This window comes from Pseudomonas sp. PAMC 26793, assembly GCF_000313235.1.
Taxonomy (GTDB): Bacteria; Pseudomonadota; Gammaproteobacteria; order Pseudomonadales; family Pseudomonadaceae; genus Aquipseudomonas; species Aquipseudomonas yamanorum.
Genome location: NZ_AMXG01000023.1, coordinates 221259 through 243669 on the forward strand (window position 1 = coordinate 221259; position 22411 = coordinate 243669).

Here is a 22411-nt window from a genome sequence, read left to right on the forward strand (position 1 = left end):
TGCTGCTGATACACCGCTATCGCAGGCAAGCCTGCTCCCACATAAAAACCCCTCATCGGTAACGCCCATGCCTGACCTCGAACCTGCCCAGCCTCATCCCAGTCTGTGGCAGTTGTTTTACAACTTCGCCATGGTCGGCCTGTTTGGCTTCGGCGGTGTGATGCCCTGGGCGCGGCAGATGATGGTCGACCGCAGGCAGTGGGTCAGCGAGCAAGGTTTCAACGAGCTGCTGACCACCGGCCAATTCTTCCCCGGGCCGAATATCGCCAACGTCGGCATCATCTACGGCCGGCGCCTCCACGGCTTGCCGGGTGCGGTTGTGACCGTCGTCGGCTTGTATCTGTTCCCCTCGCTGATCACCGTGCTGGCCGGCTTCGCCTATGCCAAATGGTGGAGCCATGACGTGGTGCAGCAGATCTTCGGCGCGGTGATGCCGATCGCCACCGGGCTGATGCTAGGCACCACTCTGCGCCTGCTCAAGGCCATGCCCAGGACCCTGGCGAATTACAGCGCGTTCGTCCTGACCTTCGTGTTGATGGCGGTGCTGGTGCTGCCGTTGTGGATGGTCTTGCTGATCTGCATTCCCAGCTCCCTGGCCTTGAGTTTCATGGGCAAGCAGCAGGTGGCCGGCTGATGCAGAGCGTGCTGTTCCACCTGATGATCCAATGCGCGCTGTGGTCGTTGATGGCGATTGGCGGCAACACCGTGGCCCTGAGCGATATCCACCGCTACACCGTCACCGACATGAACTGGATCACCGACGCCCAGTTCGTCGCCTTCTTCGCCCTGTCCCAGGCATTGCCAGGGCCCAATGGCATGTTCCTGGTGTTTATCGGCCAGCAAGCCGCCGGGTTGCCGGGCGCGCTGGTGGCGCTGACCGCCAAACTGCTGCCCTGCTCGGTGCTGACCTACTTCGGCGCCGGCTGGCTGGAAAAACACACTGAGACGCCATGGGTGCAGCGGGTCAAAGGCAGCCTGCTGCCGATCTCCATCGGGCTGATCCTGGCCGCCAGCTACATCCTGATGAACAGCCTGGAAAACAATGCCACCAGCCTGGTGCTGACCTTGGCCAGCGCCGCCGTGGTGTATTACACCAGGCTCAACGCAATCTGGCTGATCATCCTCGGCGTGCTGCTGGGCCTATGCAGCGCATGGCTGGGAGTGAACTGGTTTTAGGGGCACAATCGACGGCATTCGAACAAGAGTCACGCCCATGCTGATCGACGAAGAGTTCACCCTCAAAAAGCTGGAAATCTTCCTGGCGTTCATGCGCACCGGCAACCTCGCACGGGCGGCGGCTGAATTGCAGACCAGCAACGTCAGCGTGCACCGGGCGATCCACTCCCTGGAAAACGCCCTGCGCTGCCCGCTGTTCAAGCATGAAGGGCGCAACCTCACGCCGCTGGAAAGCGCCTATGTACTGGAAGAGCGTGCGCAGAAGCTGGTGCAGGACGTAGTGGACAGCGTGCGGGTTACCCGCGAGGCCGCCGGCTTTTCCGCCGAGCGCTTCAAGCTGGGCTCGCTGTATTCGCTGACGGTAAAGACCGTGCCGCAGTTGATCATGGGGCTGAAGATCCGCCGCAGCGAACTCAACATCGACCTGATCCTCGGCTCAAATTTCGACTTGCTCTACAAGTTGAAGAACATGGAAGTCGACGCGATCCTGATCTCCCTCGACGAGCACGCCAACGATCCCGACTGCGAGCAGATCGCCCTGTTCTCCGACGATATCTTCCTCGCCACCCCGGCCGATTCTCCCTTGGACCGCGAGCAGGAAATCGACCTGGCGGACGTGCGTGATGCCACCTTCATCACCCTCACCCAAGGCTTCGCCACCCACCAGGACGGCAACCGCGTATTCAAGCAGGCAGGGTTCGAGCCGAAGGTGGCGATGCAGGTCAACGACATCTTCACCCTGCTGAGCATGGTCAGCTCGGGTGTGGGCTATGCGCTGCTGCCGGGACGGATTGCGGCGGTGTATGAGAACCGGGTCAAGCTGATTCCCCTGCAACCGCGCTACCGTTTGCAGCAGCACATTGGCGTGGTGTTTCTGAAAGCCAAGGAGCGCGACCCGAATTTGCTCGCGCTGTTGGCGGAGTGCCGGATGTATGCCAATCGCCAAACCTGACAATGATCCCCTGTGGCGAGGGAGCTTGCTCCCGCTCGGCTGCGCAGCAGTCGTAAAATCAGCGCCCGCGTTGTTTCAGGAAGAATGCATTGGGACCGCTTCGCGCTCCAGCGGGAGCAAGCTCCCTCGCCACAAAAGCGGTCGACACATCTCGGGTTAGCCGACAATCCCGCGCACGATGAAGTAGAGCAACGAAGGCCCCAGCAAGCACCCAAGCCCGGTGTGAAAGGTGGCGGTCAACGCGCCATACGGCACCAGCCGCCGGTCCGTCGCCGCCAGGCCTGCCGTCACGCCGCTCACCGTACCGGCCAGGCCACCGAACACCATGGCCGAGCGCGGGTTATCCAGGCCCATCCAGCGAGCCGCCACCGGCGTGCCGACCATCACCAGGATCGCCTTGATCAACCCAGTCGCGATGGACAGCGCCATCACATCGGACGTCGCGCCAATCGCGGCCCCCGTGACCGGCCCAACGATGTAAGTCACCGCGCCCGCACCAATGGTGGTCATGCTGATCGCATCGCGATACCCAAATGCCCAGGCCATACTCGCGCCCACAATAAACGGCAACACTGTGCCCAGCAGCAAGGCAACCGCACCAATCAAACCGGCCTTGCGCGCCTCGGTGGCCTGTACTTCAAACGCCGTGGCCACGATCGCAAAGTCCCGCAGCATGGCGCCGCCCATCAAGCCGATCCCGGAAAACAGCGCCACGTCCGCCAAGCCTTTCTGGCCGCCGGTCAACGTGCCGCCCACCCAGGCCAACACCAGCCCGATCACAATCGCGATGGCCGAACCGTGGATGCGTCCGAAGGTCAGCCGCTTGGACAGCACCACCGAAATCCACATCACCACGCCGACAAACGCAAACGCCGTCACCAACCCGTTATTTTCCAGGCCTTTCTCGATGAGGTTCCACATATCAGCGACCTCCCGCGACAGGTGCAGCCGCAATCAGCGGCTCTTCATCGGGCAGCGGCTCGCCCTTGTGTGTGCGGCTGATCAAGGCAATCGTGCAACCGCACACCACCACCGAACCAATCGCCGCCAGCACCGCCACCGGGCCGCCGTGCAGCGCGGTCACGACGTTTTGCTGGGCCGCCATCGCCACCACCACCGGGATGTACATAGCGCCCCAGAAGCCGACGCCCATCTCGCATTCCTTGGTCATGCCGCCGTGCTTATGCATCCACAGCCGTGCGCAGATCAGCAGGATCATCGCGATCCCGACTCCGCCCACGTTGGATTTCACGCCCAGCAACACCCCGAGCATGTCTCCCAGAATCACGCCTGCCAACATGCAGATCGCCAGCAACGCCACACCGTAAATAATCATGATGGTTGTCCTCAAAGTGCTTCATCGAAATTGTTGTTTTTGTGCTTCGAAAGCCTTGGGTGGTGCTTTATCGGTGGTGGGCGCCCTCCTCTCGCAGCAAGGCCTGCAAGGTGTCCAGGCGGGCACCTTCGAAGGCGATGACGGTGCCTTGCTCGAACACCCGCCGCGCGAGGCCCGTGAGCACGGCGCCGGGAGGCAGTTCGAGATGCAGGCGCACACCGCGCTCAAAGGCGCTTTGCACGGTGCCGCGCCAGTCGACGATGCGGCACATGTTGAACGCGAGGTCGTCGCGCAGGTGTTCGGTGTTGTGGATCGGCCGGACGCGGGTGCTGCTCAGGTAGGTAACGTTCGGTGTTTTCAGCGGCACTTCAGCGAAGGCTTGAGCCAGTGTTTCGGCAGGCTTTTCCAGCAGCGCACAATGGGACGGCACGCTGACGGCCAGGCGTTTGGCGACGCCGTTGCCGCGCACCAGATTGGCGACCGCCTTCATGGCCTCGTCGCTGCCGGCGATGACAGTCTGGTTGTCGGCATTGATATTGGCCAGGTAAACCGGGGTTTGCGGGCTGTGGACCTGAGCAAGCAAGGCTTCGACGGTGGACAGTTCCGGGCCGATAAGGGCGGTCATGCCGTAGCCGTGGGGATACGCTTGTTGCATCAACTCGCCCCGCAGGCTGACGAGTTTCAGCGCATCGGCAAAGTCCAGGGAGCCGGCAATCACGGCTGCTGGATAGGCGCCGATGGACAGGCCGGCGACGTAATCGGGGGCGTGTTCCAACAAGCGCGCACTGGCCACGCCGGCAATCAACAGGCAGAGCTGCACGGCCCGGGTCGAGGCCAGGGCTTCGGCAGAATCAAGCTTGCGCACATCTTCGTTCAGGGCTGCACTGGCTTCGTCCAACACCGCGCGCGGCAACTGCTGGAGCATGCCGGGACGCTGGGCGCCCTGCCCCGGGAAGGCCAGGAGGCTGCTCATGCAACGGCCTGCCACGGGTCGATCACCAACTGCGCGCCACCGGCATTTTTCAGCAGCACGCGACGTGATCCACCGGCCCACTCGCGCAACGCGACGGCGCCAAACGGCGTTTGCAGTTGCAGGTCTACGGCGCATACCGCCGTATCGAGTATTGCCAGCAAGTCTTCGGCATCGCCGCGATCAAGTCGCTCGGACGTGCGCAGAATCAAATCCAAATCACTCTTGGCGTGCAGCGCTTCAATGCCACTCGCCAGTTCGAAACCGGCACTGCCGGTGACGCCCCAGTTCTTCTTCGCCAGCACCGGACGCAGTTGAGCAAGGGCCTGCAACGCCGGCAAATCCCGTGAAGAGATCGCACCGCGCAAGTCTTCCGGCACCACGCGCCGTTGCACGGCGGCCATCGGCATTACGGCGGCGAAGCGCTGCTCGCGCAAGCGCCCACGTACACCCACCGGCACATGGCCCGGCGGCGCGATGGCACGCCGCACCACCACCGGGTGCCCAGCGGCCAATGCCTCCAGCACCCAGGCCGGCGCGTCAGCGGGGGCATGCACCGGGGTCATGCCCCAGAGCAAGTCGTGGGCGTTCACCATTGTTCCCGCAGCAGTTGGCGCACATGGCTGGAGGCCGCGCGGTTGGTGGCACCCAGGCGTCCGCTCAGGTCACGGCCGCCCGCTTGCACATCCTTGATCGCCTGCATCAGGCAATCGCTGACCCGCGCCACATCTTCGGTGGTGGGTTGCTCAATCTGGCGAACCGACAAGGTCTCCCAGAGCAAGCCGAGGCTGGCATAACTGTCGATGTCATAGGCCATCGGCGGCACGCTGGCGGCCAGGGCTTCCAACTCTTCGACACTGCGCAGGGTCACCCGCGCCGCCGAGGCCTTGCCCATGGCATGCACCATCACGCCGGGATCGCGCAGGGCAATCAGGCGGTTGGCCTGGTAACCGTGGGCGAGGAAGGCGCCGGACATCGCCTTGCCCACCAGCAGCGCGATCACCGGGTGACCGGCCAAGCGGGCGCGGGCGTAGCTGTCGGCAGCGGCGGCCAATGCCTGGTGAATGCCCAAGGCCTCTTCGCGACGACCGTAGGCCTGGCTCGGCACATCGACGATGGCAATCAGCGGACGCTTGTCGCCGGTGTTGATCGCTTCATCAACTGCCTTGGCCAAGCCCCAGCCTTCCAGCAAACCGACTTCACCGTTGCGAGCGCGGGGAAAGCGGTTTTGCGCATCGGTGACCACCGCGATAAAGCGCACGGGCTGATCACCGAGCACACCGTCGGCGACTTTCAGCGAGTTCGGCAAACCGCTCACAAGCGCTGCACCGCCGCTCAATGCGTTGAACCACTGCAAACCTCTCATGAGCGTTCTCCCTGATACAGATCACGAACCGTCGCCGGGTCGATTTGCGGTTCGGCGTTCAGTGCGGCCAGGCGTTCCAGATAGTGATCAACCTGACGGCTGCGCTGTTTTTCCGGCAAGCCTTGTTGCAGCAGTTCGGTGATTTGCTGCTGAATCTGCGCCACGTCGTCAGCCACATAGCGGTCGGCCAAGCCGCTGTTGAAGCGCTGCTCGCCGCCGGTCAGGCTCCAGATAAAGGGCCGGTCGCGGGAGTCGTATTCCTCAAGCCCGGCTTCCTGTTCGATCACCTGCGGGCCGTTCAGGCCAAGGCGCGCCTCGCGGGTCACCAACAGATAACTGCACAAACCTGCCGCGATGGACATGCCGCCAAAGCAACCGACGCTGCCCGCCACCACGCCGATCACCGGCTGGTACTGACGCAGGTCGACAATCGCCGCATGGATATCGGCGATGGCGGCCAGGCCCAGGTTGGCTTCCTGCAAGCGCACGCCGCCGGTTTCCAGCAGCAGGATGGCGCGCGTCGGGATGCCGTTGCGGTTGTCTTCAGCGGCCAGCTCCAGTGCGCCAGCCATCTTTGCGCCGCCGACTTCACCGAGACTGCCACCCTGGAAATTGCCTTCGATAGCAGCGATGACCACCGGCAAGCCGGCGATGCTGCCCTTGGCGATCACCACGCCGTCGTCTGCCTGCGGCACCACGCCCTGGCGACTCAGCCATGGCGACATGACGCGCTGGAACGGATCGATCAGTTCGCGATAGCTGCCCGCGTCGAGCAAGGCCTTGGCCCGCTGCCGGGCGCCGAGTTCGACGAAGCTGTGTGTGTTCAGCAAGTCAGTCATGACCGATCTCCTCGAAGCCCTGCTCCAGGCGCAAGCGCACCACGCCGGGTGTGGCGCCGAAGTCGTGGATATCGATGTTCAGTGCGGGAGGCGTCTGTTCCTGGAAGATCCGTTCGAACAGGTGCTGCCAACGCAGCTGCGCACCGCTCACCGAGGTCTGCACCTGAATCGTCAGGGTGCCGGCGGTGCCCGGTTCCAGCAGCACTTCGAGGTCGCCGGAGCCGACGCAACCTACCAGCGCACGGCCCTTGGCGGGCTGCCCGGCGGGGAATTCAAAGGATAAGGTTTCCATCACAGCGCTCCGTCGAGGCGGTCGATAAACAGGCAGGCGGCCAACAGGTCGGCGGCGCCACCGGGGGAGGCATTCAGCGCCAGCAGTTGCTGGTCCAGCTCATGCAGTTGGCGGCGGCCGGCGAGGCTCGCACTGCCGCCGGCGTCCAGCACCGCTTGAGCGCCTTGTTGCATGGCCTGCAAGCCTTCGGGGCCGGCGCGGTAGAGCACGCAGGTGTCGGCCAGTTCGGTCATGATCGCCAGCAAGGCATCGAGGCGCGCGTTTTGTTCGCCGTGTTGTTGCAGGCGGCTTTGTTTCAGCTGTGGCAGGCCGCGTTGCAGCACTGACGGGAAGCCCAGTTGCGCTTCTTCACGGGCACCGCGAGCGCCATAGCGTTGTGCGACCTGGGCGCCGTGGCTCAGCGGTTGCGGGGCGTAGCGGTCATTGAGCAAGGCCAGGCGGGCAGCGCGCAAAGTCATTGCGTTGGCCGTGCAGGATTCGGGTTGCAGTGCGGCGGCGGCGACTAACAGGCCGAGCGCCCAGATCGCACCCCGATGGGTATTTACGCCGCTGGTGGTCACGAGCATCGCCTGTTCGCCTTCGCGACCGATCCGCCCGAGGGCTTCACGCAGGGGCAGCCCGACTTCGCCACATTCAATCGCGGCCTCGGCCATTTCCTTGAACGCCGGCCACAACGACAGCGCCGACGCGTGCATCAAGCCGAGGTGCAAATCGGTATGGGCGCCGTTGCCGCGACGGTCCACCAGGGCAGGTTTCGGCGACAGGTCGGCTTCATCAATCAATGCGTCGACGGCCATGTCGGCCAGGCGTTCGGCCAGTGTCAGGTCGTGCAGTTTGAGTGCGTGCATTTACCAGCTCCTGAACTTGGCGGGCGGGTTGTACAAGCCACCGGACCATTCCACCAGATCGGCCACGCTCTTGGCGGCCAGCAACTCGCGGGTGGCGTCGGTGCGGCGGATGCCGAGGTCTTCGGGCAGCGCGATCAGGCCTTCGCGGCGCATGCGCGCGGTGTCCTTGGGGTTGTGGCGCATGCCGATGGCGGTCACCCCGGCGACAGCGGCGATCATCGCCTGGCGCTCCTCCAGGGAACGGGCCTTGTACAGGTAGGCGATGCCTTCTTCGGTGAGCAAGTGGGTGACGTCATCGCCGTAGATCATGATCGGCGCCAGGGGCATGCCGCTTTTGCGTGCGACTTCCACTGCATCGAGGGTTTCAACGAAGGTCGGTTTGCCGCCTTCCTGGAAGGTCTCGACCATTTGCACCACGAGCTTTTTGCCGCGTTCGAGCAAGGCTTCCGGGGCATCGTCGTGGCGCATGTCGAGCCAGGCGGGCGTGCCATGGCGGCGACCGCGCGGGTCGTGGCCCATGTTCGGCGCACCACCAAAACCGGCGAGGCGGCCACGGGTGACAGTGGAGGAATGGCCGTCGCCATCGACCTGCAGGGTGGCGCCGATAAACAGGTCCACCGCGTACTGGCCGGCCAGCTGGCAAAACATTCGGTTGGAACGCAGCGAGCCGTCGCGCCCCGTGAAGAACACATCCGGCCGGGCGGCGATGTAGTTTTCCATGCCCAGTTCGGTGCCGAAGCAATGCACGCTTTCGACCCATCCGCTTTCGATGGCCGGGATCAAGGTTGGGTGCGGGTTGAGCGTCCAGTTGCGGCAGATCTTGCCCTTCAGGCCCAGGGATTCACCGTAGGTGGGCAGGATCAATTCAATGGCCGCGGTGTTGAAACCGATGCCATGGTTCAGCGACTGAACGTTGTGTTTTTCGTAGATGCCACGGATCGCCATCATCGCCATCAACACATGCACCGGCTTGATGTGCCGTGGGTCGCGGGTGAACAGCGGTTCGATGTAGAAAGGCTTGTCGGCGACCACCACGAAATCTACCCAGCTCGCGGGAATGTCAACGCGAGGCAGGTCGGTGACGTCATCCACCAGTTGGTTGACCTGGACAATGACGATGCCATCGCTGAAGGCGGCCGGCTCGATCAGCGCTGGCGTGTCTTCGGTGCTGGGGCCGGTGTAGATATTGCCGGCGCGGTCGGCCATGAAACCGGCGGAGAGCACGACGTTGGGAATCAGGTCCACCACCAGCCGTGCGTAGAGTTCGATGTAGGTGTGGATCGCACCGATTTCCAGCAAGCCGTCTTCCAGCAACTGGCTGATGCGCAGGGATTGGGTGCCGGCGAAAGAGAAGTCCAGCTTGCGGGCGATGCCCTTTTCAAACAGGTCCAAGTGCTCGGAGCGGCCGACACTGGGCATGATCATGTGCAGGTCGTGGAGCTTGGCGGGATCGGCCTTGGCCAGGGAGCGCGAGAGGAAATCGGCCTGCTTCTGGTTGTTGCCTTCCAGCACCACACGGTCGCCGGGGAGGATCAGGGCTTCCAGGGCTTCGACAATGCGCTCGCTGGGGAGCACGGCGCCATCGGCGAAGGATCGCACCAATGCGAGGCGGCGCTGCTTCTCATCGCGCCGCCGCGTCCAGCGCGAGTCGGGGGAAGTTGTTGTTGTCATGGTCGCTCCACGGGATTTGCTGTCGTGGGCTGTACCTTAGGAGGGTATTGGGGGGGCATCAATCAAGCTGCGCGGTGGATCGTTACGATTGGAGTAATGGTTTGCCAGAAAACGCTGAGGCTCCGGCTAAGCGCAGTTCAAATGTGGGAGCGGGCTTGCTCGCGAATACGGTGGGTCAGTTGATAAATCGGGTACTGACACACCGTATTCGCGAGCAAGCCCCACATTTTGTTCAGCGGTGTCTGTGAGAGGTGCGAATCAGTCCCAAAATGGGAACGATCAGTCCCTTTTGGGGACTGATCTAACTTCATCACCCAGCCGCTATTTCTGATGAGTCACCCACTGTTCGACCTCCACCTTCAAGCCACCACTACGTTGCAGGTTCTCCAGGTTTGCCTTGCTGTCCATCCTTGGACTCCACGGGGTTTTCCCCAATCAGGTTGATCTTGTCCTGCTCCGCCACCCTCTGCACAAAACTATGACCGGCATTCCATTTGCCGATCCAGTCTTCGGGGGTATAGAGCGTCGGGTTGATGGTGCGGCCCAGTTGCTCTTCCAGCGGCATGAGCTGCTCCATGACTTCACTGTAGTTGAGGCTTTCGCCGATCAGCATCAGATCTATGTCACTGGATGAGTGCGCCTCACCCTTGGCGATGGAACCGTAGATAAATGCCCACTTCAGTTGCGCGGCAAATGGAGCCAGTGCGTTGCGCAATGGCTCATCCAGGCTCAGGGTCTTGCGCACGATGGCCAACAGCTCCGAGTAGATGGGGCACTGCGGATTGGCCTGGTAGTGGGTTTGGTTGCCCTGGCGCGTCAACGTCAGGATGCCTGCCAACTGCAAACGCTCCAGCTCGCGGGTCAGGCTGCCCTTGCCCACCTTTGCCCAGCGGGCGATTTCATTGGTGAAGAAGCTTTGGTCGGGCTTGCCAAAGAGCAAACCCAAGACTTTCTGCTGAGTCACGGTGAATAGCGCAGTGATAAGGGGCAAGGTTTGCATGGCAGCGACCGAAGAGTCCCAAAAAGGGAACGATAGGTCCCTTTTTGGGAACGATCAAGTTTTTAGGCTGCGCTAGAAGGAGCAACCTGCTCCAGTGCCTGATCAACCAGTAACTGCCCCAGCTCACTCATCTGCTGAATGGCCAGCACCACACCGCGCTGGGAACCTTCCAATTCAAAGGCTAGGTTGGAAGTCAGGGCGTTGAGTGAGGCAAAGGTTTCAGAAGCGTTGGCCAGCAGGGCTTCGGTGGATTGAGAGGGCGTGACGGTAAAGAGTGACGATGAAGCGGAAGTCGGAAAGTAATGATCCATGGCACGCTCGGCGGCGGCCTGGAGTTTGCGGTGTTCGATTTCAGCGCTGTGGGGCGGATTGGGGGTAGGTTTGAACATGATGAAACTCCTAAACAGATGAGGAGCGCCACCGTTCGCTTGCACGCGAATGAGGGTGGCGACCGTGCGCAGGTGTGCAAGACCGGGCCTGTTTAGGACACCCAGCAGGTCCGAAGACCTCCTGCGCGCAGCCGCCATAAAGCAGCGAGCACAAAAAACGCCCGTTGGATGGCTGGGCGTTTGTACGCCTAAACAGTTTCGTCGGACTTGCACGTCCGTGTCACCGTTTTTTGCGATGACGGACGAAGACTAGGCGCGATCGCAGGGCACAACAAGTTCATGCACAGCGCGAGAGGTTGCAGGAAAAATCCGACTGTAAAGCGCACGCCGATGCGATCGTTCCCACGCTCTGCGTGGGAATGCATCCCGTGACGCTCCGCGTCACCACAGCGCGAGACTTGAGCCTTGCATCGCCAGTTGGACGCAGAGCGTCCGAGGCTGCATTCCCACGCGGAGCGTGGGAACGATCATCAACATGTGTAGCTCAGGCCAAACCCGCCTCCACCAGCAACGCCTCCAATCCCATCAAGTCCGGCACCTTCGCCACATGCTCTCCCACCTGCACCGCCGCCAGTTCCAGCGGGCACAACGGCACATCCACATAGCTCAACTGGCTATCAAGCTTGTACGAGCGCGGAATCCCCTGGATCACCAACGCAATAAACTTCAACGTCGGCCGTCCGCCCAAGGTGTTCAACACCACAATCCGTGCCCGCTCCCCCACCACGCCCGACTCGCCACACGCGGCCTCAAAGCTGATCAACGGCAACTGCCGATCCCGCCAGGTGACTTGCCGCAGGTACCACGGCGGCGCATCGCTGGCCGGTTCGCCGCGCTGGAAGTCGATCAACTCGGCCACGGCGACGTTGGGCAGCAACAGGTAGCGATCCGCCAATGGCAGCAGCAAGCCGGTGAGTTGGGTAGCGCGGTGATCAAGCACGGGACTTGCTCCAATAAGCGATGCTTTCCAGCAGCACCGACTCTTGATAAGGCTTGCCGAGGTAGTCGTTGACGCCAATCGCCATCGCACGATCACGGTGTTTTTGCCCGGTGCGGGAGGTGATCATGATGATGGGCATGCGCATCAACCGTGGGTCGTCGCGCACCTGGATCGCCACTTCGAAGCCGTCCATGCGCGGCATTTCAATGTCGAGCAGCATCAGGTCCGGCGTGTGTTCTTCCAGCACGGCCATGGCGTCGATGCCGTCCTTGGCGGTGAGGACGTTCATGCCGTTGCGCTCCAGCAGGCGGCTGGTGACTTTGCGTACGGTGACCGAGTCGTCCACCACCAGCACCAGCAACGGGCGCTTTTTCAGGGGGTCGTTGAGGATCAACGGTGCATCGGCTGCCTGGGCCGGCAACGCCGGTGGCCGCGCGCGGATATGCGCCAGCAGGTCGATGATCAGTACCACGCGACCATCGCCGAGGATGGTTGCACCCGACAGGCCCTTCACCCCGGCAAATTGCGGGCCCAGGCCCTTGACCACGATCTCCCGGGTCCCGGCCATGGCGTCCACCTGCACCGCCACGCGCCGTTCGTTGCACTGCACCAGCAGCACCGGCAGCGGCTGGTACTGGCCCAGCAGGTTCGGGCGGCCGACGGTGTGCAGCAGGTCGCCAAGGTAGAACAGTTCGTAGCGCTGGCCGGCGTACTCGTAACGCGGCGGATTCAGCTGATAGTGCCCTTCCAGCTCATGGGGCATGACCCGCACCAGGCCTTCGATGGTGTTCAGCGGGATCGCGTATTGATCGTCCGCGCACTGCACCATCAACGCCTGGTTGACCGACACGGTGAACGGCAGGCGAATGCGAAAGTGCACACCCTCCCCCGGCGTCGAATCGATGACCATCGAACCACCCAGCTGGCGCACTTCCTCATGCACCACGTCCATGCCCACGCCACGCCCGGAAATCTGGGTGATTTTTTCGGCAGTGGAAAACCCCGGTTGCAGGATGAACTGCAACACGTCGCGGTCGCTGATTTCCAGGTTGGGGTCGAGCAAGCCACGCTTGATCGCCTTGCGCCGCACGGCTTCAAGCGGCACGCCGGCGCCGTCGTCGCGCATGTCGAAAACGATGTCGCCGCCTTCGTGGGTCAGGTCCAGGGTGATCCGGCCTTTCTCGGGCTTGCCCGCCAGCAATCGCGCATCGCGGGATTCCAGGCCGTGGTCGACGGCGTTGCGCAGCATATGCTCCAGCGGCGCGACCATGCGCTCCAGCACGTTGCGGTCCATCTCGCCTTCGGCGTTGCCGACGATGAATTCCACATCCTTGCCCAGCTCGCCCGCCACTTGCCGCACGATGCGCTTGAGCCGTGGCAGCATGCGTTCGAAGGGCACCATGCGCGTGCGCATCAGGCCTTCTTGCAGCTCGGTGTTGATACGCGCCTGTTGCTGCAAAAGGTTGTGGGCGTCCTGGTTGCGACGCTCGAGGGTTTCCTTGAGGTCGAGCAGGTCGGAGGCGGACTCGAACAGGGCCCGGGACAGTTGTTGCAGTTGGGAATGGCGGTCCATTTCCAGCGGGTCGAATTCTTCGTAGCCCAGGCGTTCCGCCTCCGCCTGCTGTCGGCTGAGGATACGGCCCTGGGTCTCGGTATCGAGCCGACGCAGTTGGTCGCGCATACGCTCGATGGTGGTTTCCACTTCGTTGAGGGCAATGCGCGCATCGTTGACCTGCTGCTCGATACGCCCACGGAAGATAGAAGTCTCACCAGCCAGGTTGACGAGGTCATCGAGCAAGTCGGCAGAGATCTTCACCATGTCGGCGGCCGGATCGCTGGCCGGCACCGCGTCGGTTTTGGTCGCCGCCAAGGCGACTGGTGCGGCGGTCACTTCAGCCGGATGCACCAGGCTTTTGATCCGCTCGATCAGCAGATCCACCGAGCCCACCGGCATACCCGCCGCCACTGCATCGATCATCTGCGCCAGGCGGTCGTGGCAGCCTTGCAGCAACGCGAAGAGTTCCGCCGAGGGCGCCAGCAAACCGGCCGACAAGCCTTCGTAGAGAAACTCCAGCTCATGGGCCAGGTCGCCAATCGGGCCGATTTCGACCATACGCGCGCCACCCTTGAGGGTGTGCAGGTCACGCAGCAGTGTCTCGACTTCCTGGCGATTTTTCGGCTCGGCCTGCCAGCGCAACAGCGCGGCGCCAGAACTGTCGAGGATGTCAGCGGCTTCTTCGAGAAAGATATCCAGCAGCTCGGGATCACTGCCCGCCGTCTCGACTTCGGCGGCTGCGGCGGGCGCCGCTTGTCCGATGCCGTGGCGCAACTCACGCAAATGGCTGATCAGGTCGGAGGAGTCGCTCAACGGTTGCTGATGTTGCAACTGCTCAAGCAGCAGTGCCAGTCGCTCATGACTGGCCATCAACACGTTCGCCAACTCGCTGGAATAGCTGTAGCGACGGTCCACCAAACCTTCGTAAAGGTTTTCCAACTCAAGGGCCAAGTCGCCCACCGCGCCGATTTCAGCCATGCGCGCGCCACCCTTGAGGGTGTGCAAATCCCGTTGCAGCGACGACAGCGGTGCTGCGTTATCCGGGTCCAGCAGCCAGCGCTTCAGGGACTGGCCGGCGCTGTCGAGGATGTCCACCGCCTCTTCAAGGAATATCTCGACGATCTCATCGTCTACCGCAAAGCCTTGGTCCAGCTGCGCCGTGGCGGCACCCAGTTCAGAGATGCTCAGCGCGCGGCTGCCATCGGTTTTGATCAGCCCAGTGGCGGACGGGTCGAGGCCTTCATCCAACAACTCGCGCAGGGCGCGAACTCGTGCCGCAGCTGCGCTGATTTCCTGGCCGGCGGCGAGCTGGTCAAGCATGTTGATCAGGGCTTCGTGGGCCTGTTCCGCCTCGTGGAAGAAGCGTTCGCTGACCGCCAGGCTGCTTTCTTCCACCGCGCCGTAGAGGTCGAGCAAGGCTTCGCACAATTCATCCATCGGGTGCAGGTCGGCCAGGTGCGCACCTTCGCCGAGGGTGGTCAGTTCATCCAATAGCGCACTCAGTTCCTGGCGCTCGCCGGGATGCTGCTGCCAGCGACGCAACAGGCTTTCGGCGTCCAGCAGGATGTCCATGCCCTGGGCCAGGAAGTTGGTGATCAACTGCGGGTCGCGCTTGATGCGCAGCCCTGTGCTGGGTGCATTCAGCAGGGCTTCAAGCTGGCTGTTCAGCAGGTTTTGCGTGCGTTCGATCAAGGCTGCTGCGCCGGTGATAGGCGCGTGGGGATCACTGTCCAGCTGGCGCACACCACGCTGGAACAGCGCCTCGGCTTCCAGCAGCAATTCGATTTCATCCAGGTCCAGCGGCAGGCGATGGGCCTTGTATTCGCGGGTCAGGTGATCCAGCGGGCGCGCCAGTTCGGCGATGGGCAACACGCCGGCCATATAGGCGCTGCCCTTGAGGGTATGCAGCGCCCGTTGCAATTCATCACTGACTTGCAGCGGCAGGTGCTCGGTGGCCTGTTGCAGGAAATGGTTGAGGCTGTCGAGGTGGCTCTGGGCTTCGTTGCGGAAGATTTCCAGCAACTGCGGGTCCAGGGTGGCCGGGTCGGTGGCCGAAGGCTCGACCCCGCTGGCCAAGGCATGCGCCCGCGCCGCCAGTTCGTCTACGTCATCGCGCTGGCGCTGGGCATCGTCGGCGAAATCGGTGATCAGCTCCGGCAGCAATTCCAGCACATCATCCAGCACCGCTTGCACATCAGGGCCCGGCGCAACGCTGCGTTCCAGCACGCGGTTGAGCAGGTTTTCCACGGCCCAGGCCAGCTCCGCCAACACCAGGGCGCGGACCATGCGACCACTGCCTTTCAAGGTGTGGAAGGCGCGGCGCATTTCGCTCAGGGTGGCCTTGTCTGCCAGGCTCGCGGTGCCGGCGGGTACGTAGCGGTGCAGCACGTCGAGGACTTCGGCGGTTTCTTCGAGGAAGACTTCCCGCAGTTCGTCGTCGATGGGCTCTTCGCCGGCAGGCGGTGGCAGCAGGCTGCCAGGGCGTTGGAGGGCTGGCGGGTTAAGGCGTGAGGTGGGGCTGGCCAGCGCATCCGCGAGGAACGGGGTTTGTTCCGTCGGCGTATCATCCTGGGCGAGCAGCGCCTGGCGCCACGGCTTCTCGGCCGGCAAATAGCCCAGCGCTGCCAGGCCTTCGGCGGCCACTTCCAGCACCCGTTCGCCTGGGGCGTCGTGGTCCTGCAGCATGCGCTCCAGGTAGTACTCGAGGCTGGTGAGCACATCGGCAAAATGCTCAAGCTGCGCCTCGGAAGGCGCGGCCTCACTGACCATCAATTGCTCGTTGACGTAATCGTTGCAGCCACGCATCAGGCTCGCCGCACGGGGCAGCGGAATCATCGCCAGGGCACCGCGCACCTGGGTCAGCAGCTCGGGCAGCGACTCCAGGCGCTGGCGGTCCCAATGGGCCTCGATGCAGTCGATCACCAGCTCTTTGGCCTGGGTCAGGCACTGGCAGGATTCGCGGATCACCAGGTGGTGGATCTGCGTCAGGTCGGTGGTGGGCAGGCGGCTTTCTTCCCGGCGCTCCGGCTCGACCGTGCCGACCATCCCCGCCAACGTCGCTTCGACGTAGAGCAAGGCGCCGGCGACGTCCATCAACACCGCGTCGTTGGGCTCGCGCTGACCCTGGGCCAGGCCGAGCACCACCGCCAATTGGTCGATGATCACTTTGCGCGGCTGGCCGAAACCCAATACCGCCAGGGTATCGGCGATCTGGCGCAAGGGCGCCAGCAAGGCCTCAAGGTCCGAGGCGTGCTGACGGTCGCTGCGGACGAACAGGTCCAGGCGCTCCTTGACCCGTACCAACTCCTCGCACAACGCGCCGAGCACCGAGCCCATCGCGTCGCGGTCCGGGCCGGCCAGGCGGGCACGTTCGGCGTCTACCACGGCGCTGTCGGGCAGGGCTTCATCGAGGCCATAACGTTCTTTCAAACTTTGCATCCGTGGAGTCGGTCGGGTGACTTTGGCGACGTAGAACAACAGGCTCTTGAGCAACTCATCCGGGGCCGGGGTGTTGATTCCGTTGATGCCCTGGGTCAGCAGGCGCTTGAGTTGCTTGTCGCAGGCCTTGAGCAAACTGCGCAACGCCGGGCTGTTGGCGACCACGCCAATGAGCATGCCTTCCACCAGCGCCGAGGTCACCTGCCACAACGGTAACAGCGGCGCACCATGGCACAGGGCTTCGAGGCGGGCGAACACCCGCGCCATGTCTTCCAGGTTGCTGGGGCCGTGGTCTTCGCGCAGCAAGCCGACCAGCGCCTGTTGCAGCATTTGCCGCCACTGACGCAGCAGCTCGGGAAAATCCTCCGGCGAGCGCTGGGCCAATGCGTCCTCGGGCAGTGGCGGGATCACCAGCAGTTGCGGGCTGAACAGGCTGGTTTCCGAGAGCAGGCTTTCACCGCGCACGCTGCGCAGGTCGTTGAGCAGCGGCAGCACCACCAGGGGCAGGTCGCGCCGGGCGCTGTGCACGCGGTCGAGGTACAGCGGCAGTTGGCCGAGGCCCTGTTGCAGCAGGCGAATGCCTTCGTCGCGCTGGCTGACGCGCGCGCCTTGCAGGGCGAGGGCCAGTTGCTCCATTTCTTCGGCGAACAAGGCTGCGCCGTAAAACTCGACCATCAGCAAACTGCCATGGACCTGATGGATGCATTCCAGGCATTGGCCGATGGCCTCGCTGCTGCCTTCTTCAACATAGGCGTCCAGCGCCGAACGGGCCTGTTTCAGGGTTTCGGCAATTTCGCCCTTGACCCATTCGAGGGCCACGTAGTCGTGCCGATCAACCATAACCGCTCCCGTCTGAATTCATGAGTTGCTGGTACTGCTGAGTCATGCGTACACCGATCTCAAAACAAAGGAGATCAACTGTGGGAGCGGGCTTGCTCGCGAATGCGGTGGGTCAGCTAAAGATGAATCGACTGACACGCTGCTTTCGCGAGCAAGCCCGCTCCCACATTGGTTCGGTGGGGTTCTTGAGGGCGCATTTCACTCATCCACCTGCCGTGCCGCCGGCAAGGTGAATCCCGACACCGACCGCCGCAACTGACTGGCCATTTTTGCCAGGTTGCCGATGCTCTCGGCAGTGGCCGTAGAGCCCGACGAAGTCTGAGTGGTGATCTGTTGAATCACGTTCATCGTCAGGGAAATCTGCCCTGCCGACGACGTCTGCTGCTGCGCGGCGTTGGAGATACTCTGGATCAACGCCGCCAGGGTTTTCGACACGCCTTCGATCTCTTCCAGCGCCACCCCGGCGTCCTGGGCCAGCCGCGCACCGCGCACCACTTCAGTGGTGGTCTGCTCCATGGAAATCACGGCTTCGTTGGTGTCCGTCTGGATCGCCCGCACCAGGGTTTCGATCTGCCGCGTCGCCGCCGAAGAACGCTCGGCCAGGCGCTGTACCTCATCGGCCACCACCGCAAAACCACGGCCGGCGTCACCGGCCATGCTCGCCTGGATCGCGGCGTTGAGGGCAAGGATGTTGGTCTGCTCGGCGATGTCATCGATCAGGCTGACGATGTCGCCAATCTCCTGGGACGATTCCCCCAGGCGCTTGATGCGCTTGGCGGTGTCCTGGATCTGTTCGCGGATGTTGTCCATGCCGTGGATGGTGTTGTGCACCACCTCATTGCCCTTGTTGGCAATCTCCACCGAACGCTCGGCCACGGCCGACGATTCGGCGGCGTTGGCCGATACCTGGTCGATGGACTGGGCCATCTGGTTGATCGCCGTGGACGCTTCGGCAATCTGCTGCGCCTGATGCTCCGACGCTTGGGCCAGGTGCATGGCGGTGGCCTGGGTGTCCTGCACCGCGCCGGCCACCTGGCCGGCGGTGAGGTTGATGGTCGCCACCAGGTCGCGCAGCTGGTCCACGGAATAGTTGATGGAGTCGGCGATGGTGCCGGTGAAGTCTTCGGTGACCGAGGCGGTGACGGTCAGGTCGCCGTCGGCCAGGTCTTCAATCTCATCCAGCAGGCGCATGATCGCGTTCTGGTTGCGCTCGTTCTTCTCGGCGGTTTCCCGCAACTGGCGGTTGGTTTCGCGGACCATCACCAGGCCGATCAGGATGATCGAGGCCAGCGCAAGCAAGCCCAGCACGTAGCCGCCGATGGTGTCGAAGGTGCGCCCGTCCGCCAGGTTTTCAAAACCGGTGGCCAGGTGCGAGGCTTCGTCCAGCAGGGTTTGCGACAGGTTGAAAATATTGCTCGCCGAGGCGCGCACCTGGAACAGCTGCGGCGAAGTCTCGAGGATTTCATCCACGGAGCCGGAGACGAATTCGAACAGCTCGGAAATCTCCGCCAACCGGGCGCGGGCGTCGTGGTCTTCAACCTGGGTAATACGCAGCCCGGGATTGCCGTTGAGCATGCCGTTGAGCACCACGCCGAAACGGTTGGCATCGCGGCCAAAGGCATCGGCGGCCTGCACGGCGGTTTCGTCGCCCGCCAGCACGGTGTTCACCGCACCGAGGATGCGTTCGGCCAGCAACGATTGGCGCTGGGCCAACGCCACCTGGCTGGCCGGAGCACCGCGCTGCAGGAGGATATCGACGACCTTTTCCGACTCCATCTGCAATTGCGGAACGGTTTCCGCCAGGGTCGCAGCCACTTGATGCAGTGACAGCACCGTTTGCTCGCTGGCCAGAATCGCATCGGCGTTTTTCAGCAGCGCTTCCCAGTCGGTCTGCACGGCACGCATTTCTGCACGCACGGCGGTGGGTGCGGCGGGCAGACCGGTGGCCGGGTCGCCTTTTTTCAGGTAACCCCAGCGCTGGGCAAAATCATTGCGCGCCTCCCCCAGCAGCTTGAACGCAGCGGCCTTGCCGGCGGCGGCCTCGGTGGCGTTCTTGGCGATGCGCTGGGATAGCACCCGCAGCTCCCCGGCGTGGCCGATGTACTGTTTGTCGTAGGTGGACTGGGTATTGAGGTACGCGAAGTTGGCGAACAGCAGCATGATGAATACGATCAGCGCGATAAACAGCACGATGATCTGCGAGCGGCTGCGGGACGCTTCCTGGGGTTTGGCGGGGGTAACGGTACTCATGCGGCAACATCCATGAAGCCTGGAGCCTGGGCCAGGGCGAAGGGGCTGAAGACCTGCCACAGCTGGTCGCCGTCGAACTGGCCCTGGATAAACGGCGCGCCGCCTGCGCTGCTCGTCGACAATGCGTCTTGTGCGAAATGCTGCATGCCCACCACCTCGTCCACCAACAGGCCGACAAACACGTCCTGATATTCCACCACCAGCACCCGCCGTTGTTTACGCGCCACCGACAGCTCAAGGCCGAGGAACCCGCCCAGGTCCATCACCGGCAGCAAGCGCCCGCGCAGGTTGGCCACGCCCTTGACCCACGGCTTGACCCCGGGCATCAAGGTGCAGCGCGGCTCGTGCAGCACTTCCGCGACCTCACCCATGGGCGCCACGTACCAGTGCTCACCCAGGCGGAACCCGATCCCGCTCCAGCTGTGCAGCCGGGTTTCCTGGGACGGCAGGTCGGCGGCCAGCAAGCGGCAGCGGCGGTCGATGTCCAGCAGCAGCTCGAAGGCGGTTTGCGACTCGGTCATGGGAACGTGCCGTCAGCCGGCCAGCACCTTGTTCAGGGTGGCGATCAGGGTTTCTTCGTCCACGGGCTTGGTCAGGTAATCCTTGGCGCCCTGGCGCTCGCCCCAGATCTTGTCGGTTTCCTGATCCTTGGTGGTGATGATGATCACCGGGATGTGCCCGGTTTCAGGGTCTTTGGTCAACTGCCGGGTGGCCTGGAAGCCATTGAGGCCCGGCATGACGATGTCCATCAATACCGCGTCAGGCTTTTCCTGGCGGGCCAGCGCGACGCCGTCGCCGCCGTTCTGGGCCTTGAGGACTTCGTGACCATGCTTTTCGAGCATTTCAGTCAGTTTGTACATTTCAGTCGGCGAGTCGTCGACGATCAGAACACGTGCCATGGTTATCCCCACTTCTTTAGTAGACGCAAGCCCTCGTGGGGCCCTCGTCAGTGTGCTTGTTCTACTGCGGCGAAGCCCGGTACATAGGCCTTGATCGCGCTCAGCAGTTCTTCCTTGCTGAAAGGCTTGGTCAAAAACTGATCAGAACCGACGATGCGCCCCTTGGCCTTGTCGAACAGACCATCCTTGGAGGACAACATGATCACCGGGATCGACTTGAACGCCGGGTTGTTCTTCACCAGCGCGCAGGTCTGATAGCCATCCAGGCGCGGCATCATGATGTCGACAAAGATAATGTGCGGGTGATGGTCAACAATCTTGGCCAAGGCATCGAAACCGTCGATGGCCGTGATGACGTCGCACCCTACGTTCTTCAACAGTGTTTCGGCCGTGCGGCGAATCGTTTTCGAATCGTCGATCACCATCACTTTCAAGGCGTTGGAATGCTGTTCCATATCTGCTCTACCATCGCCACAGCGAATAGGTTTTCGGTGTGTACTGCCTGATGTTGCACAGGTCGAGCGCCAAAAGCCTCGGAATTCAAGGGCTGATGTGCCATGGCAGCCTTTTTAGCACAGTCTCAGAACGCAATCTATCGGCCGACCCGCGTGGTGGTTTTTCCTTGACCCACAACAGCCGCAGCGCCACTCTGACGCCACTTTTATGCGCCCTTATTTGCTAGAGGAAATCCCCCATGAGCGTTCGCGTCGGCATTGTCATGGACCCTATCGCCAGCATCTCCTATAAAAAGGATAGCTCGCTGGCCATGCTGCTGGCCGCCCAGGCCCGCGGCTGGAGCCTGTTCTATATGGAGCAGCCGGACCTTTACCAGGGCGACGGTGAAGCGCGGGCGCGGATGCGCCCCCTGCAGGTGTTTGCCAACCCTGAGAAATGGTTCGAACTGCAAGACGAAATCGACAGTCCCCTGAGCGACCTCGACGTGATCCTGATGCGCAAGGATCCGCCGTTCGACATGGAGTTCGTCTACTCCACCTACCTGCTGGAGCAGGCCGAGCGCGCAGGCGTGCTGATCGTCAACAAGCCCCAGAGCCTGCGCGACTGCAATGAAAAGCTGTTCGCCACCTTGTTCCCACAGTGCACGCCGCCCACCGTGGTCAGCCGTCGTGCCGATGTGCTGCGTGAATTCGCTGCCAAGCACGGTGATGTGATCCTCAAGCCGCTGGATGGCATGGGCGGCACCTCGATCTTCCGCCATCGAGCGGGCGACCCGAACCTGTCGGTGATCCTGGAAACCCTGACCGCGCTGGGCACCCAGCAGATCATGGGCCAGGCCTACATTCCGGCAATCAAGGACGGCGACAAGCGCATCCTGATGATCGATGGCGAGCCGGTGCCTTATTGCCTGGCGCGCATTCCGGCGGCCGGCGAGACCCGTGGCAACCTGGCAGCCGGCGGCCGGGGGGAAGCCCGCCCGCTGACGGACAAGGATCGCTGGATTGCCGCCCAAGTCGGCCCAACCCTGCGCGAAAAGGGCCTACTGTTTGTAGGACTGGACGTAATTGGCGAGAACCTCACCGAAATCAACGTCACCAGTCCGACCTGTATTCGCGAGATCGACAATGCATTTGGCACGAACATCGGCGAAATGCTGATGGCGGCCATTGCCTCCAAGCTACAAGCCAAGTGACA

At 62.8% G+C, this 22411-nt stretch carries 21 protein-coding genes; 4 read left to right on the plus strand and 17 right to left on the minus strand.

Annotated elements, in window-relative coordinates:
• Positions 1-67 precede the first annotated feature (67 nt).
• From D109_RS0108345 to D109_RS0108355, 3 genes are read left to right on the plus strand one after another with little or no spacing between them, the layout of a single operon-like run.
• Complete coding sequence (locus D109_RS0108345) at positions 68-634, plus strand: chromate transporter (RefSeq protein WP_017476495.1); 567 nt, start codon at positions 68-70, stop codon at positions 632-634.
• Positions 634-1176: a chromate transporter gene (locus D109_RS0108350; protein ID WP_017476496.1), complete on the plus strand. Its 543-nt coding sequence runs from the start codon at positions 634-636 to the stop codon at positions 1174-1176. Before D109_RS0108345 ends, D109_RS0108350 begins: the two co-directional genes overlap by 1 nt.
• A gap of 37 nt (positions 1177-1213) precedes the next feature.
• On the plus strand, positions 1214-2128 hold the full coding sequence (locus D109_RS0108355; protein ID WP_017476497.1) for a LysR substrate-binding domain-containing protein: 915 nt from the start codon (positions 1214-1216) through the stop codon (positions 2126-2128).
• Between the two features lie 156 nt (positions 2129-2284).
• Here the strand turns inward: D109_RS0108355 and madM are convergent, their stop codons facing one another.
• The 17 genes from madM to pilG form a co-directional block, all read right to left on the minus strand.
• Complete coding sequence (madM, locus tag D109_RS0108360; protein WP_017476498.1) at positions 2285-3049, minus strand: malonate transporter subunit MadM; 765 nt, start codon at positions 3047-3049, stop codon at positions 2285-2287.
• 1 nt (position 3050) lies between these two features.
• Entirely contained in the window at positions 3051-3464 is a 414-nt protein-coding gene (gene madL, locus D109_RS0108365) for a malonate transporter subunit MadL (RefSeq protein WP_003216818.1), read from the minus strand.
• Positions 3465-3531: 67 nt separating this feature from the next.
• Entirely contained in the window at positions 3532-4437 is a 906-nt protein-coding gene (mdcH, locus tag D109_RS0108370; RefSeq protein ID WP_017476499.1) for a malonate decarboxylase subunit epsilon, read from the minus strand.
• A complete protein-coding gene (locus D109_RS0108375; RefSeq protein ID WP_017476500.1) occupies positions 4434-5030 on the minus strand; it encodes a malonate decarboxylase holo-ACP synthase in 597 nt (198 codons plus the stop codon). Before D109_RS0108375 ends, mdcH begins: the two co-directional genes overlap by 4 nt.
• Entirely contained in the window at positions 5024-5800 is a 777-nt protein-coding gene (mdcE, locus tag D109_RS0108380) for a biotin-independent malonate decarboxylase subunit gamma (protein WP_017476501.1), read from the minus strand. The genes D109_RS0108375 and mdcE overlap by 7 nt, the downstream gene beginning before the upstream one ends.
• A complete protein-coding gene (locus D109_RS0108385; protein WP_017476502.1) occupies positions 5797-6639 on the minus strand; it encodes a biotin-independent malonate decarboxylase subunit beta in 843 nt (280 codons plus the stop codon). Before D109_RS0108385 ends, mdcE begins: the two co-directional genes overlap by 4 nt.
• Positions 6632-6931: a malonate decarboxylase subunit delta gene (locus tag D109_RS0108390; protein ID WP_017476503.1), complete on the minus strand. Its 300-nt coding sequence runs from the start codon at positions 6929-6931 to the stop codon at positions 6632-6634. The genes D109_RS0108385 and D109_RS0108390 overlap by 8 nt, the downstream gene beginning before the upstream one ends.
• A complete protein-coding gene (locus D109_RS0108395) occupies positions 6931-7779 on the minus strand; it encodes a triphosphoribosyl-dephospho-CoA synthase (protein ID WP_017476504.1) in 849 nt (282 codons plus the stop codon). Before D109_RS0108395 ends, D109_RS0108390 begins: the two co-directional genes overlap by 1 nt.
• On the minus strand, positions 7780-9450 hold the full coding sequence (gene mdcA, locus D109_RS0108400) for a malonate decarboxylase subunit alpha (RefSeq protein ID WP_026077844.1): 1671 nt from the start codon (positions 9448-9450) through the stop codon (positions 7780-7782). It lies immediately after the preceding gene.
• Positions 9451-9820: 370 nt separating this feature from the next.
• Entirely contained in the window at positions 9821-10450 is a 630-nt protein-coding gene (locus tag D109_RS0108405; RefSeq protein WP_017476506.1) for a nucleotidyltransferase domain-containing protein, read from the minus strand.
• 62 nt (positions 10451-10512) lie between these two features.
• Entirely contained in the window at positions 10513-10839 is a 327-nt protein-coding gene (locus D109_RS0108410; protein ID WP_017476507.1) for a DUF6124 family protein, read from the minus strand.
• 484 nt (positions 10840-11323) lie between these two features.
• A complete protein-coding gene (locus tag D109_RS0108415; RefSeq protein WP_017476508.1) occupies positions 11324-11779 on the minus strand; it encodes a chemotaxis protein CheW in 456 nt (151 codons plus the stop codon).
• The gene (locus D109_RS0108420) at positions 11772-17612 is read right to left on the minus strand and encodes an Hpt domain-containing protein (protein WP_017476509.1); all 5841 of its coding nucleotides are present in this window, start codon (positions 17610-17612) and stop codon (positions 11772-11774) included. The genes D109_RS0108415 and D109_RS0108420 overlap by 8 nt, the downstream gene beginning before the upstream one ends.
• Before the next feature lie 198 nt (positions 17613-17810).
• Positions 17811-19862, minus strand: coding sequence for a methyl-accepting chemotaxis protein (locus D109_RS0108425; RefSeq protein WP_017476510.1), 2052 nt, complete (start codon positions 19860-19862; stop codon positions 17811-17813).
• Positions 19859-20383 (minus strand): chemotaxis protein CheW, encoded by a 525-nt coding sequence (locus tag D109_RS0108430; RefSeq protein WP_017476511.1) that lies wholly within the window; start codon positions 20381-20383, stop codon positions 19859-19861. Before D109_RS0108430 ends, D109_RS0108425 begins: the two co-directional genes overlap by 4 nt.
• 12 nt (positions 20384-20395) lie before the next feature.
• Entirely contained in the window at positions 20396-20761 is a 366-nt protein-coding gene (pilH, locus tag D109_RS0108435; RefSeq protein WP_017476512.1) for a twitching motility response regulator PilH, read from the minus strand.
• A gap of 47 nt (positions 20762-20808) precedes the next feature.
• Positions 20809-21216, minus strand: coding sequence for a twitching motility response regulator PilG (pilG, locus tag D109_RS0108440; RefSeq protein ID WP_003213736.1), 408 nt, complete (start codon positions 21214-21216; stop codon positions 20809-20811).
• Between the two features lie 239 nt (positions 21217-21455).
• Between pilG and gshB the strand changes: the two genes are divergently transcribed.
• A complete protein-coding gene (gene gshB / locus D109_RS0108445) occupies positions 21456-22409 on the plus strand; it encodes a glutathione synthase (RefSeq protein ID WP_010167673.1) in 954 nt (317 codons plus the stop codon).
• Positions 22410-22411 lie beyond the last annotated feature (2 nt).